This window comes from Paenarthrobacter sp. A20, from assembly GCF_024168825.1.
Lineage (GTDB): Bacteria > Actinomycetota > Actinomycetes > Actinomycetales > Micrococcaceae > Arthrobacter.
The window spans coordinates 4,173,379-4,187,303 of record NZ_JALJWH010000001.1 but is presented as its reverse complement, the minus strand read 5'-3'; the positions used below and the strand labels follow the sequence as shown (position 1 = coordinate 4,187,303).

The window sequence follows — 13,925 nt, the reverse complement described above, 5'->3', positions numbered from 1 at the left end:
CTGCTGCCAGTCTACTGTGGCCGGGGTCCTGCGTCCGCTGCTTCCGTCACAGTCCCGGCTGCTGCGGTGAGCCGGCGGGACAGGTGCCGGGCGAAGGACCTGAATTCTTCGGGCTCGAGGATCTCGAAGTCCATGTCCAGCGCGGCCAGATACGCGGCCGGTGCGGCCAGGTTGTCCCATCCGGAGCTCAGGATGGTGGCGCTCTGGCCGTCTGCTGTCAGCGTCGCGTATTGGGAATTCACGACGGCGGCTACCTCGGCCAGCGGTGCGCGGAGTCGCACCACGACATCGAACCTGTACGGCGAGCGGGTGATCGACTGCTGCACGTAGGCAGCCAAGTCTTCCGCGGGCAGCGGACGTGGTAAGTATTTCTTGCGTTCGGACGGCAGGGAAGCGAACCTGTCAGCCCTGAAGGTCCGCCAATCCTCGCGGTCCACATCCCAGGCCACCAGATACCAGCGGCGGCCGGTGTCCACCAGCCTGTAGGGTTCCACAAGCCGCCGCGCAGATTCGCCGTCGGACTTGACGTAGTCAAAGGAAATCTGGCGCCGGTCTGATATGGCGGCTGAGACAACGGTCAGCTGTTGGGGATCAACTGTCGCCGCGTTGCTGGGAAGCGTGGTGACAGCGGCTTTCAGCATGGCGAACTTGGGACGAAGCCGGGATGGCAGGACTTGTTCCAGCTTTGCCAGGGCGCGGACCGAAGCCTCGCCGATTCCAGCTACCGGACCTGCGGCCACCGAGTTCAAGCCCAAGGCGACCGCCAATGCTTCGTTGTCGTCCAGGAGGAGGGGTGGAAGCTGCGCGCCGGCTCCAAGCTGGTAGCCTCCGGCGATGCCGGGTGAGGCATGGATGGGGTATCCCAGGTTCCGAAGCTTATCGATGTCGCGTCGGACCGTCCGCTCGGTAACGCCCATGCGGTCAGCGAGGGCGGGGCCCGTCCATTCCCGACGAACCTGCAACAGCGACAACAGCTGGAGCAACCGGGCAGAGGTTTGGATCATGCAAGTGAATCTAGTCCATGTGTCCGAGGCGTGAGAGCCAGGAAACATGCAGCCCTTAAATTGGGACGCCCGCCATTGGGGGAATCCTGCAGAATTCCTTGAACGGACGGGCGTCGGTTGGTTATGGCGTGGTGGACCTTGCAGTGGACTGGCATGCCCCTAGTAGATGCGGGGGTTCCAGTACGGGCTGCTCGGAGCGTCGAAGGCGCTCCACGGTTCCTTGGAGCTGACGGGCGGGTTGTGTCCGCGACCATCCTTCAACAGGGCTGAGATGGTAGCTGCGACGGCGGTGATGAGGACGATGAAGAGGATGATTCCGAAGATTTCCATGCCTCAAGCCTGCTCCTGTGGCAGACCAAGAAACAGTGGCAGAAATGCCCCATTTAGACAATTTTCTGCCACACTGGAGTTATGTTGAAATCAGTGGCGGTGATCGTTGTACCCAACTTCTCGATCTTCGAATTCGGGACGGCCTTCGAGGTCTTCGGCATCGACAGATCGGACCGAAACGCCGGAGTTCCGGCCTTCGATTTCCGGGTGGTCGCCCCCGAGCCTGGGGACATCCGCATGAAGTCCGGCCTCTCACTGCATGTGAATCTGGGCCTTGAGGCAGCAGCCGATGCGGACCTGGTCATCATGGCGCCTTTCGGCCGGGACCAAGAGGTCCCCGAGTCGGTCATGGATGCCTTGCGGGCCGCCCACGCGCGCGGCGCATGGGTGATGTCCATCTGTTCCGGAGCCTATGCACTGGCCCGTGCCGGTCTGCTGGACGGGCGCCGTTGCACCACGCACTGGCACTATTCGCAAGACCTGGCCAGCCGCTATCCGGACATCATCGTGGATGAGAACGTCCTCTATGTGCAGGACGGAACCATCATCACCAGCGCCGGCACCGCAGCCGGAATCGATGCCTGCCTCCACCTCGTCCGCGTCGAGTTGGGAGCAAACGTCGCCGCTGCCATCGCGCGCGACATGGTGGTTCCGCCCCATCGCGACGGCGGCCAGGCCCAGTTCATCGACCGCCCCATGCCGCGCTGTGGTTCAGCGCCCATGGAGGAGCTCCTGCGTTGGATGGTGGAACACCTGGACGAGGAACACAGCGTGAATGAACTCGCCGCACGTCTCCACATGTCTCCCAGGACCTTCGCGCGCCGCTTCAGGGCCGAAACCGGCACGACTCCTGCCGCGTGGCTCAATTCGCAACGGGTCTTGAGGGCACAGGAGCTACTGGAGACCACAGAACTGAACATTGACGAGATCGCCAGGGAAGCAGGGTTCGGGCATTCGGTGCTGCTCCGCCATCATTTCACCAAGGTGCTGGATACCAGCCCGCAGAGTTACCGGCGTGCCTTCCGGGGGCAGCTGGCTGAGGCCGTCTAGGGGAACCGGGACCGTTAGCGCCGGCTCCCGAGGCGACCACGGGACTCCGAGCCCTCAGCCTTGGCGCACTCCACCAGTTCCTGCCACGGGCCTGTGACGGCACGGTCGGGGAGGGTGGCGCGGCGTTGGCCCGCCCTGATGGAGTACATGAACCGGTCCGGTTCGTTAGCTGAACGGGGCTGGCTTTTCGCTTCGTCCCACGGGCAGGCCTCAACAATCGGAACCCATCGTTCCTTCTCATCGGGGGAGACAGCCTCCACGCTCCAGACGCGTGTCATCGCGGCGATTCCCCCACTGCGTTGGACGGTGATCTTCATGACCGGCTGCTTCTCGTTCGACATTCCATGGCCAGCCGGCCGGCGGGACCACAAACAAGCACTGTCCGGTCCCGCCCTGTGACTAAACCTTGACCTTCACAGTCTCCCACGCCTTGAGGACGGCGTCATGTTCAGCTGAACCGGAACCGAAGAGTTCCCCAGCGGTGGCCACAGTGGTCTTGGCGAACTTTCCAAACGTGCACGTCGCGGGGAGTGAACCGCTGGTCAGGGTGCCGTACCAAATCTGGCCCGGCGCCTCCCACGCATTGCCACCGAGCTCCGAGGCAACCACGTAGAAAGCCCTGTTCGGGATGCCGGAGTTGATATGCACTCCACCGTTGTCAGCACTTGTCCGCACGTACGTATCCATGGAGTCCGGTTGGGGATCCTTGCCCAGCACGTCGTCGTCATAAGCGGTCCCGGGTGCCCTCATGGAGCGCAGGGCAGCACCTTGCACCTGGTCAGTGAAGAGGCCCTCGCCGATCAGCCAGCTGGCCTGCGCTGCCGGCTCCTGTTTAAGGTACTGCTCCACCAGGACGCCGAACACATCCGACATGGACTCATTGAGCGCGCCGGCCTGGTTGCGGTATGCCAGATTGGCTGTGTACTGCGTGACACCATGAGCCAGTTCATGCCCTATGACGCTGACGGATTTGGTGAAGCGCTGAAAAATCTGGCCGTCACCATCGCCAAAGACCATCTGGGATCCATCCCAGAAGGCGTTGTCGTAGAGCTTTCCGTAATGGACGGTCGCGTCCAGGGCGAGACCGGCGTCGTCGATGGAGTCCCTGCCGAAAATATCGCTGTAGAGGCGGTGCGTGCTCCCGAGCCCTTCGTAGGCCTCGTCTGCAGCTACGTCCCCGACGGGTCCCGCGCCCTCTTTCCGGACAACCCGCCCCGGCAGGGTTTCCGAGGATTCGGCATCGAATATGGTCCGCTTCGGAGGTCCCGGCTTGGTCTGGCGGGCACTGGGCGGTGCCGCCGGAACGGGGGCTGTGCGGGTGGCCTGCAGGTCCTTAATATGCAGCAGCGACTCTTTGGCTGCCCTGGCGACGGCCCGCAGCCGGGGCTCGTGCTGGGCGGCTATCTTGCGAAGCATGTACGGCGGGACGATCGAGCACATCACGGCAAACCCCTTTGGCTATCGGTAAGTCCAACTGGATTCAGCCTAAAAGCAGCCGCAGACAATATTGCGGTGTACGCCCGGCAAGCCCCGAACTGATAGCGCGGCACCGGCAGACAAAAATACCCCGCCAGCAGGACTGGCGGGGTATTTGATGTGCCCTCGATAGGATTCGAACCTACGGCCTTCTGCTCCGGAGGCAGACGCTCTATCCCCTGAGCTACGAGGGCATCCAGGGTTCCCTCCGTTGCCGGTGGGACGTCCTAGAGCTTAGCAGCCACTATGCCGCAAATGAAAACCCGGCACCGTAGCGGCAGGCCCAGCTCAGGGGCCCGCCAATCAGTACCCGGTCAGTACCCGGCGAACGAGTCGACGTGGACCCGGTGTGCTCCTGCGCTTCGGGCGGCAGCGCGGAGGGAGTCGACGCTCCGCGGGGAGCCCGAGACAAACACTTCCCGGTCCACGATGTCCGGAACCAACTCCGCCAGGCGTGCGGCATCGATCCTGGAGGCGCCGGCGTCGAGCATGAAATCCGGGGGAGTTGATCCGTCCGCGAGGCGGGCAATGACCTTCGCCCCTGACGCTTGCAACTGCTCTACGCAGGCCAACTCATTGCGGCCCTTGGCGAGATACACCACCACGGTGTCGCGTGCCGGGGCGTCGGCAGCCAGCTGCGACAGGAAAGGTGTGATCCCGATTCCTGCAGCGATCAGCAGGACCGGCTTCCCGGCGTCGTTCGGCAAGAGAAAGTCTCCACCTACGGCAGTTGCAGAGAGCTTGTCGCCGGGCTTCAAAGCCATCAACGCCTTTTTTGCCGTAGACAGCGGCTCGGCCGTGCCAACTCCGAAAGTCACCTCCGGCGAACCGGGCGGGCTGGTAATGCTGAAGACACGACGGCGGCCTTTGCCGTCGGAACCGGAATGCGGCAAGTTGAGCTCCATGAACTGACCGGCCACAAACCGCACAGGCCGCTGCGGCTCGAAACTGAACTCCGTACTGCCCGGAGTGAGGGCACGCGAACCCTTGAACGTCAGCTCAACGCCGCCCCGCTGACCCAGGAAGAAAGCCAGGAGGTTGCCCAGTAACAGGGCAAGTTCGGGGGAGTTGGCGACGAATCCGAAGTTGTAGGGAACCGCGAAGACAACACCCACGACGCCGGCAAGCGCCACCTGCTGCCAGCGGCGGGGAGGCAGGGTGAGCGGCTCCGAGAGCATGAAACCCACGAAGAACAGCAACGGGCGCTGCGCCAGCGATTGCCACAACGCCTGCCCGAACGTCATGCTGCGGCTCAGGAGCTCCACCGTAATGATGGTGGTGGCCGCCGCCAGGAAAACCGTGCCCATCAGCAGCTTTCGCGTGCGGTAGAGGACAACCAGCACGCCGGGGACCAAGAGCCAGAGCATTGCCGGGGTGGCAGCCCACCATGTCGCGATGTTCAAACCGGTCAGGCCGGTGATGAACGCCCCGGCGGCCGCTGGGTTGAAGATGTGCCGCCCGCGGAAAGCCAGCGCGTACTTGGACACGCTGGCCAACACGCAGGCCAGTGCGACACCCGTCATGTCGGTGAGCCCGAACGTCGGCCAGAACAGGAAATACAGCAGCAACCCAGTAATCAGGGAGGACTCCGTGTGCGGCTTAACCCGGAAGACCAACGCGAGCAATCGGTTGGATGCGTATGTCACCCCCAAGCAGAGCGCAAGGTGTACCAGCATTTCCGGGAGGCCGAATGTCAGCCATCCCAGGATGTTGAGCAGCATGCTGTAGGCCACCAGCACACCCAGCACCCACAGAATCAAGCGGTACATCGTCAATCGACCCAACCAGGTGTCCACCCGGGACTTAGCGGCAATCATGTGAACAGTCTCCCCTCGAAACGGTTCGAAAACGTGGCGGCACCACTGGAGGAAACCTTGAGCCAGGAGAAATCGAACTCATCCTGCAACCGGGTCGGTTCCAGCATGAACAATGCCGTGGCCAACGCATCGGCCAACAACGCGCTCGACGCCATGGTCCACGTGGCCACCGTGGTGTTAACGGGCTTGCCGGTGGTCCCATCCAGGACATGGTGCAATCCATCACCCCAGGCCCGACGGTTCGAAGCCGAGGCGCAGAGCGCGGCATTGTGGAGTTCAACGGTGCCAATGGCCTGGCCAGGGTTGTAGGGGTGTTCCAAAGCGACCATCACCGGATGCGTCCCCGCATGCACCATGTCGCCGCTGCCATCCACCAGGAACTCAGCATGGTCCGCGGCGCGAAGGACCTCGCCCAGGAGGTCCACCAGCTGCCCCTTTCCGGCGGCTCCAATATCCAGGACCACCGGCTCCGTGGCGGTCAAGGCCGCATCCGTCCACTCAAGGACGTCTTCCCACCGGGGCGGAGGCTGGGGGCTTCCGGAAGGAGCCAACGTGTATCCGGGATCGTAGCCAAGCCGTTCGAGGCTGCTGCCGATGAGCGGGGTCATGGCGCCATTGCTGAGCCGATACAAGGCGGCATAGACCTTATGAAGGTCTTTGGCATGCTCTGGCAACGTGATCCTGCCCGGTGCCCGGGACAGGCTGGACACCAAGGAATCTGCCCTGAACCGCGAGTACGTCAGGTCATAATCACCCACTGTTTCCAACAGCTGGTTGCGCACCGCGGGTGCCAGCGGCTCCGGCGTCGAAATCTCCCAGTGCGTGCCTATGCCTTCGAAACTGAAGTTGCTCCAGTCCGGATGCGGCATGGTGCTACTTGGCCTGGGACTTGATCTGCTCCACGGCGTCGTTGAATCCGCCCGAGGTGAGGGAAGAACCAGCCACCTTGGAGACGTTGAGCTCATCGATGCTCTTGCCGACGATTTGCGCCGAAATACCGCTGGCGAACTCGCCCTGGAACTTCTTGGTGTTCGGGTTGGAGGGATGGACCGTGATGTTCACAGCGGACACGGTGTCACCCGCGAGGGTGAGTTCCACGCCCACAGTCTCCTGACCATTGGGAGAGGTATAGGTGCCGTCGGCGCTGTAGGTTCCGTCCTTATATGCGGTGGCCGAGGTGGTGGAGCCGGACGTGGTGGATGAAGTGGTGGGGCTGGATGTGCTCGCCTGGCCACCGTTCTCGCCGGCCGGCGAGGACTCCGCGGGCTGCGACTGCGCAGATGGTGCGCAGGCGGCCACGGCACCGATGAGTGAAAGGCCGGCCATGCCGGTGTAAAGGCTCTTGCGGAGTGGCGTAGTCATGGGTCTGCTCGTTTCAACTGGACAAGAAATGGTCAATGGACTGGTTCTCCCGGGATGACCAACGCGGCCACCTCCTACGTGTTCACAACGTTGAATTCAGCGTAATGGTTCAGTCTGTGCCACCCGCCAGCCGTTCCTGTGCGCTGGCTGTGACCAAACTATCCACATAAGCGACCCTCAATTCCGCGACTTTGCAGGCCCCCGGTAGGCTAGATGCGTGACTCCCGAAGAACTCTCTGCTGCCATATCCGCCTGCCTTAAGGACGCCGTCTCTACCGGCGAAATCGCCTTGACGGAATCTGCCGTGCCTGACGCCGTGCGAGTGGAGCGACCCAAGAACCGGGATCATGGAGACTGGGCCACCAACATCGCCCTGCAACTCTCCAAGCAAGCCGGTATGAATCCCCGCGACTTCGCCGGTATCCTCAGCAACCACCTGCAGGGCATTCCCGGTGTTACCGGGGTGGAAATCGCCGGTCCAGGCTTCCTGAACATCACCGTGGACGCCGCCACGGCCGGTGCCCTGGCCAAGGCCATTGTTGAGGCCGGCGCGGGCTACGGCACCAACCAGGCGCTCGCGGGCCGCGTGGTCAACATGGAATTCGTTTCCGCCAACCCCACTGGTCCGCTGCACATCGGGCACACCCGCTGGGCCGCCCTGGGCGATGCCATCGCCCGGGTGTTGCGTGCCTCGGGAGCTGACGTCACGGCCGAGTACTACATCAATGACGCCGGCTCGCAGATGAACGTCTTTGCCAACTCCGTGCTTTCCCGCCTGCACGGCCGGGGAGTTCCGGAGGGCGGCTACCCGGGCGAATACATCCGGGAGTTGGGCGACGAAGTCCTGAAGGCCCACCCTGACATCCGCGAACTGACGGACGAGGCAGCCCTTCCGGTGATCCGCGCCGCTGCCTACGAGGCACAGATGGCCGATATCAAGACCACGCTGGCAGGCTTCGGTGTTGAGTTTGACGTCTTCTTCTCGGAGAAGGAACTGCACGACGCCGGTGCGATCGAATCCGCCGTTGCCCGACTCCGGGAGCAGGGTCATGTCTTTGACGACGGTGGTGCCGTCTGGCTGCGCACCACCGACTTCGGCGACGACAAAGACCGTGTGATGATCCGCGCCAACGGTGAACCTACCTACTTCGCTGCCGACGCCGCCTATTACCTCTCCAAGAAGGACCGCGGATTCACCGAAAAGATCTACCTGCTCGGTGCCGACCACCACGGGTACATCAACCGCCTGAAAGCCATTGCGGCTTGCGCGGGCGATGACCCTGAAGTCAACATCGAGGTCCTCATCGGCCAGCTCGTGTCTGTGAATGGCGCAAAGCTGTCCAAGCGAGCGGGCAACATCATCGAGCTCAAGGACCTTATTTCCTGGCTCGGCAAGGACGCGGTCCGCTACTCGCTGGCCCGTTTCCCGGCCGACTCGCCGTTGACGCTGGATCCGGAACTGCTGAAGAAGCACAGCAATGAGAACCCGGTGTTCTATGTGCAGTACGCCCATGCACGGTCCCGTGGCACGGCACGTAACGCTGCCGAGGCCGGCGTCGAGCGCCAGGTTGACGGGCAGGATGCCTTCGACGCGTCACTTCTTGACCACGCCACGGAAAACGAGCTGCTCTCCTACCTGGGCAGCTACCCGTCCATCGTGGCGAAGGCGGCCGAACTGCGCGAACCGCACCGCGTAGCCCGGCACCTCGAGGTCATCGCCGGCGCGTACCACCGCTGGTACGACGCCTGCCGCGTGTCCCCGCAGGGCGACGATCCCGTCCTGGACGTCAACCGCACACGCCTCTGGCTCAACGACGCCACGAGCCAAGTCCTTGCCAACGGACTCGAACTGCTTGGCGTCTCGGCGCCGGAACGGATGTAGGGCTATGAACACAGACGCTGCGCACGCTTCTCCGCTGGCTCCCGGGTGGTTGGCTGTCCCCGAAGACCTCAATGCCCTGCAGGCGCCCCTGTGGGCGGCCGGGGTTGGGAAGAACGACGCCGGCGAGGTCACCATTGACGGAATTACCGTCAGTGAGCTCAAGGAACAATTCGGCACTCCACTGTTCGTCATGAGCGAATCGGACTTCCGCTCCCGTGCCCGCGCATTCAAGGACGCCTTCGACGCCGCCTTTGCGGACATCTGCGGGGGAGTGGATGTCTACTATGCAGGAAAGTCCTTCCTCTGCACCGCTGTGGCCAGCTGGGTGGCCGAAGAGGGCCTCCGCCTGGATACGTGCTCCGGCGGCGAACTCGCTGTTGCTGCACGAGCAGGAATCGAAGGCTCCAACCTTGGGTTGCACGGCAACAACAAGTCGGACGCCGAGATCAACCGCGCCCTGGACATGAAGCTTGGCAGGATCGTGGTGGACAGCCTCGATGAGCTCGAACGTGTTGCCAAGATAGCTTCCAGCCGCGGCGAAGTTGCCAAGGTCATGCTGCGCCTGACCCCGGGCGTGCATGCGCACACCCACGAGTTCATTGCCACTGCCCACGAGGACCAGAAGTTTGGTCTTTCCATGGCAGGTGACTCCACAGAGGAAGCCGGTCTCTCGGCAGCAGAAGAAGCTGTGGCAGTTGCCACCTCGTACGCCAGCATCGAGTTGCTCGGCCTGCACTGCCACATCGGTTCGCAGATCTTTGAGCCGGACGGATTCACCGTGGCAGCAGAGAAGCTCCTGGGCTTCCTTGCCGCCATGCAGGCCAAGTACTCGATTCTCCTGCCGGAACTGGACCTGGGTGGTGGCTACGGCATCGCCTACACCCCGGTGGACACCCCCCGCCCGCCAGCCGAGATTGCGCAGGCGATGGCCGCCGTCGTGCGTTCCAAGTGCGCTGAGCTGGACATCACGCCGCCGCGCATCTCCATCGAGCCCGGACGCGCCATCGTAGGCAGCACCACGTTCACACTGTACGAAGTCGGCACCCTCAAAACCGTCCGGGTCGACGCCCCTGAGGGTGAAGAAGGACTGAAGAACGTTACGTATCCGCGCCGCTATGTGTCGGTGGACGGCGGTATGAGCGACAACGCCCGTCCGGTGCTGTACGACGCGGATTATTCGGCGATTTTGGCTTCCCGTGACTCCTCGGCGGCTCCGCAGCTGTCCCGCGTAGTGGGCAAACATTGCGAGAGCGGCGACATAGTTGTTAGAGATGTATATCTGCCCGCGGACGTGGCAGCCGGTGATTTGCTCGCAGTACCGGGTACCGGCGCCTACTGCTGGGCCCTCTCCAGCAACTACAACTACCTGGCCCGGCCTGGCGTTGTCGCTGTACGCGACGGAGCTGCCCGGCTCATTGTCCGCGGGGAAACCGAAGAAGATCTCTTGAACCGCGACATGGGAGTGGCGAATGTCTGAAGTGCGAACCTTGAAGGTGGCCCTGCTGGGCTGTGGCAACGTGGGGGCCCAGGTCGCGCGGATCTTGATTGACGACGCCGGGACCCTTGCTGCCCGCAGCGGCGCCCGCCTTGAGCTGTCCGGCATCGCCGTCCGCACCATCGACACCCCGCGTGATGTCGAATTGCCCCGTGAACTTTTCACCACGGATGCCGATACCCTCGTCAAGGATGCAGACCTGGTCATCGAGCTTATGGGTGGCATAGAGCCCGCCCGGTCGCTGATCCTGACGGCCATCCAGAACGGCGCGTGCGTTGTCACGGGCAATAAGGCACTGCTCGCGCAGGACGGCCCCACCCTCTATGAAGAGGCTGACAAGGCCGGTGTCCAATTGTCCTATGAGGCCGCGGTAGCCGGTGCCATCCCCATCCTGCGCCCCATCCGCGACAGCCTGTCCGGCGACCGCATCACGCGCGTCCTGGGCATCGTCAACGGCACCACCAACTTCATCCTTGACCAGATGGACACCACCGGTGCGCAGTTCTCCGACGCCCTTGCCGAAGCCCAGCGCCTTGGATACGCCGAAGCGGACCCCACGGCCGACGTTGAAGGACATGACGCCGCGGCGAAGGCCGCCATCCTCGCGTCACTGTCCTTCCACACCCGCTTCTCCCTGGACGATGTCTACTGCGAAGGCATCACCAAGGTCTCCGCTGCGGATATCGCGTCCGCCAAGGAAGCCGGCTTTGTCATCAAGCTGCTCGCGATTGCCGAGAAGATCGACTCATCAGAGAACGGAAGCGGCATTTCGGTGCGGGTCCACCCCACGCTCCTGCCGCGCGAACACCCGCTGGCCGCAGTTCGTGGTGCGTTCAACGCCGTATTCATTGAAGCGGAGAACGCCGGCGAGCTGATGTTCTACGGCCAGGGCGCAGGCGGAACACCGACGGCCTCTGCCGTCATGGGCGACCTCGTCTCCGCGGCACGGCGCCTGGTCCTGGGAGGCCCGGGTCGAACGGAAACCACCACGGGGCATGTCCCGGCACTGACCATCGACGCCTCCGATACCAGTTACTACATCGGTTTGGACGTAGCTGACCAGGCCGGCGTTCTGGCGAGGATCGCACACATCTTTGCGGAAAACGGTGTCTCGATCGAGATCATGCGTCAAACGATCCACCGCGACTCTGAGTCGAACGTTGAATCGGCTGAGCTGAAGATCGTGACCCACCGTGCGTCCGAAGCTGCACTCGCAGCAACCGTCGAGGCCGTCAAGGGCCTGGACGTCATCAATTCTGTGACATCCGTACTGCGGGTAGAAGGGGTCTAAGTGGCTCACCAATGGCGCGGAGTAATCCGCGAATACGCTGATCGTTTGCCTGTAACGGAAGCCACGAAGGTCATTACCCTCGGCGAGGGCGGCACCCCGCTCGTCCACGCGCAGAAGCTCTCCGAGTTGACCGGCTCAGAGGTCTACCTCAAGGTTGAAGGCATGAATCCCACGGGTTCCTTCAAGGACCGTGGCATGACCATGGCCATGACGGCGGCTGTGGAAGCCGGTGCAAAGGCCGTAGTGTGCGCCTCCACGGGCAACACGTCCGCTTCCGCTGCAGCCTATGCCACGGCCGCTGGCCTCAAGTGCGCTGTGCTGGTTCCCGAGGGCAAGATCTCCATGGGCAAGCTGAGCCAGGCAATTGCGCACGGCGCGACGTTGCTCCAGGTGGACGGCAACTTCGACAACTGCCTGGACATCGCACGCAAGCTCGGCGAAGCCTACCCGGTCTTCCTGGTCAACTCGGTCAACCCCGCGCGCATCCAGGGGCAGAAGACCGGTGCCTTCGAAGTCGTGGACTCGCTGGGCGATGCCCCGGACATCCACGTGCTGCCCGTTGGCAACGCCGGTAACATCAGTGCGTACTGGAAGGGCTACAAGGAGTACTCCGCGCCCTTCGAGGCCGCTAACGGAACGCTTCCTGCCGTTTCAACGAAGACCCCCATCATGTGGGGATTCCAGGCTGCAGGTGCTGCGCCGTTCGTCGCCGGACACCCCATCACGGAGCCCGATACCATCGCCACCGCCATCCGCATCGGCAACCCGGCGTCCTGGGACACCGCCGTTGCAGCGCGTGACGAATCAGGCGGACTCATCGAAGCAGTCACGGATGACGAGATCCTGGCCGCCCACCGCTGGCTGTCTGCGAAGGAAGGCGTTTTCGTCGAGCCCGGCTCAGCTGCCGGCGTCGCGGGTTTGATCAAGAAACATGCCGCAGGCGAGGTGCCGGCAGGCAAGACCATCGTGATCACCGTTACCGGGCACGGACTTAAGGACCCGCAGTGGGCCCTCCGTACCGAGGACGGCAGCGATGTCCAGCCTGTCAAGGTGCCAAACGACGTCGTAACCGTCGCCGCAGAACTGGGACTGGAAGAAAACTAAGAGTGGAATCAACGCAGCCCACCGCGACCGATCGTGCACTCGTCGCGGCAGGCCAGCGGCTGACAGTCAAGGTCCCCGGTACGAGTGCCAACCTGGGCCCCGGCTACGACAGCCTCGGCTTGGCCCTGTCCATTTACGACACCTTGACTGTGGAAACGCTCAGCACCGGAGAGCTGGAGTTTGAGCTCTCCGGTGAGGGCGCCGATACCCTCCCACGCGATGCCAGCCATCTGGTGGTGCGTGCCATCGACCTCGCACTGGACCGCCTCGGCTACCAGCGTTCAGGCCTGAAAATCTCCGCAGACAACGTCAACCCGCACGGTCGGGGCCTCGGCTCTTCAGCGTCGGCCGTGGTTGCTGCTGTCACTGCCGCCAATGCGTTGGTGCCGGAGGAGTCACGGCAGGACCGTGACTGGATACTGCAGCTGACCAGCGAGCTCGAAGGCCATCCAGACAACGTCGCACCCGCGATTTTCGGCGGACTGGCGCTGTCCTGGCAGGACAGCGAGCAGTACAGCAGCACGCACGCCGACGTCGTTCCTTCGGTCATCCCGGTAGTAGCGGTGCCGGACTTCGAGTTGTCAACGGAAACAGCACGCGGTTTATTGCCGGCCTCCGTTGGCCATCACGCGGCAGCAATGAACTCTGGACGCGCGGCCCTACTGATTCACGCACTCACAGCGCAACCAGCTTTCCTGTTGCCTGCCACCGAGGACTACCTGCACCAGAGCTACCGTGCCCAGGCCATGCGACCGAGCGCCGACCTCATCGCAGCGCTTCGGTCCGCGGGCCATGCGGCCGTTGTTTCCGGTGCCGGTCCCACCGTGATGGTGCTCGCCAACGGGGAAACCGAAGCCGCGGCGGTTGCTGACTTCATTGGGTCCTACACGGCGGCCAACACACCCGACATTGGTTGGCGCGTGATGACGCTGGCTGTGGACGTTCAAGGTGCTAGAGTGGAAGTGCACCGCCGGTAAAGCCGCGGGCAGTTCCCTGATTTTGGATCTCGGTGGTTTCGCCGTACCTTTCGTCAACTGTGCCAACGTTGGTGGTGTCGTCTCTTTCCGGCCTGTCTCAGGTGCCGAGAATTCTCTCTGTTCCCTGAACTTTCAGC

At 63.1% G+C, this 13,925-nt stretch carries 13 protein-coding genes and 1 tRNA gene; 6 read left to right on the top strand and 8 right to left on the bottom strand.

The features are described from left to right. Positions 1-11 precede the first annotated feature (11 nt). Positions 12-1,004 carry a YafY family protein gene (locus J3D46_RS19460; protein WP_253468559.1) on the bottom strand — a complete coding sequence of 331 codons (993 nt, stop codon included), beginning with the start codon at positions 1,002-1,004 and terminating at the stop codon, positions 12-14. Between the two features lie 159 nt (positions 1,005-1,163). After that, a complete protein-coding gene (locus J3D46_RS19455) occupies positions 1,164-1,334 on the bottom strand; it encodes a hypothetical protein (RefSeq protein WP_200846779.1) in 171 nt (56 codons plus the stop codon). An 81-nt stretch (positions 1,335-1,415) separates the two neighbouring features. Between J3D46_RS19455 and J3D46_RS19450 the strand changes: the two genes are divergently transcribed. Further along, positions 1,416-2,384 carry a GlxA family transcriptional regulator gene (locus J3D46_RS19450; RefSeq protein ID WP_231341879.1) on the top strand — a complete coding sequence of 323 codons (969 nt, stop codon included), beginning with the start codon at positions 1,416-1,418 and terminating at the stop codon, positions 2,382-2,384. A 14-nt stretch (positions 2,385-2,398) separates the two neighbouring features. Here the strand turns inward: J3D46_RS19450 and J3D46_RS19445 are convergent, their stop codons facing one another. The 6 genes from J3D46_RS19445 to J3D46_RS19420 all read right to left on the bottom strand — a co-directional run bounded on the left by J3D46_RS19445 (position 2,399) and on the right by J3D46_RS19420 (position 7,039). After that, the gene (locus J3D46_RS19445) at positions 2,399-2,701 is read right to left on the bottom strand and encodes a protealysin inhibitor emfourin (protein WP_231341878.1); all 303 of its coding nucleotides are present in this window, start codon (positions 2,699-2,701) and stop codon (positions 2,399-2,401) included. An 82-nt stretch (positions 2,702-2,783) separates the two neighbouring features. Beyond that, entirely contained in the window at positions 2,784-3,824 is a 1,041-nt protein-coding gene (locus J3D46_RS19440; RefSeq protein WP_231341891.1) for a M4 family metallopeptidase, read from the bottom strand. A 157-nt stretch (positions 3,825-3,981) separates the two neighbouring features. Continuing rightward, positions 3,982-4,054, bottom strand: a tRNA-Arg gene (locus tag J3D46_RS19435). Positions 4,055-4,174: 120 nt separating this feature from the next. Next, positions 4,175-5,677 carry an FAD-dependent oxidoreductase gene (locus tag J3D46_RS19430; protein WP_231341877.1) on the bottom strand — a complete coding sequence of 501 codons (1,503 nt, stop codon included), beginning with the start codon at positions 5,675-5,677 and terminating at the stop codon, positions 4,175-4,177. Next, positions 5,674-6,546 carry an FAD:protein FMN transferase gene (locus J3D46_RS19425; protein ID WP_231341876.1) on the bottom strand — a complete coding sequence of 291 codons (873 nt, stop codon included), beginning with the start codon at positions 6,544-6,546 and terminating at the stop codon, positions 5,674-5,676. The genes J3D46_RS19430 and J3D46_RS19425 overlap by 4 nt, the downstream gene beginning before the upstream one ends. A gap of 4 nt (positions 6,547-6,550) precedes the next feature. Further along, the gene (locus J3D46_RS19420; protein WP_231341875.1) at positions 6,551-7,039 is read right to left on the bottom strand and encodes a hypothetical protein; all 489 of its coding nucleotides are present in this window, start codon (positions 7,037-7,039) and stop codon (positions 6,551-6,553) included. Between the two features lie 217 nt (positions 7,040-7,256). On the opposite strand from J3D46_RS19420, the gene argS reads away from it, so the two are divergent. From argS to thrB, 5 genes are read left to right on the top strand one after another with little or no spacing between them, the layout of a single operon-like run. Next, complete coding sequence (gene argS, locus J3D46_RS19415; RefSeq protein WP_231341874.1) at positions 7,257-8,921, top strand: arginine--tRNA ligase; 1,665 nt, start codon at positions 7,257-7,259, stop codon at positions 8,919-8,921. Positions 8,922-8,925: 4 nt separating this feature from the next. Continuing rightward, a complete protein-coding gene (lysA, locus tag J3D46_RS19410; protein WP_253468558.1) occupies positions 8,926-10,398 on the top strand; it encodes a diaminopimelate decarboxylase in 1,473 nt (490 codons plus the stop codon). Beyond that, positions 10,391-11,707, top strand: coding sequence for a homoserine dehydrogenase (locus J3D46_RS19405; RefSeq protein ID WP_231341872.1), 1,317 nt, complete (start codon positions 10,391-10,393; stop codon positions 11,705-11,707). Before lysA ends, J3D46_RS19405 begins: the two co-directional genes overlap by 8 nt. After that, positions 11,708-12,811, top strand: coding sequence for a threonine synthase (gene thrC, locus J3D46_RS19400; RefSeq protein WP_253468557.1), 1,104 nt, complete (start codon positions 11,708-11,710; stop codon positions 12,809-12,811). A 2-nt stretch (positions 12,812-12,813) separates the two neighbouring features. Beyond that, a complete protein-coding gene (gene thrB / locus J3D46_RS19395) occupies positions 12,814-13,788 on the top strand; it encodes a homoserine kinase (RefSeq protein WP_253468555.1) in 975 nt (324 codons plus the stop codon). Positions 13,789-13,925: the final 137 nt, after the last annotated feature.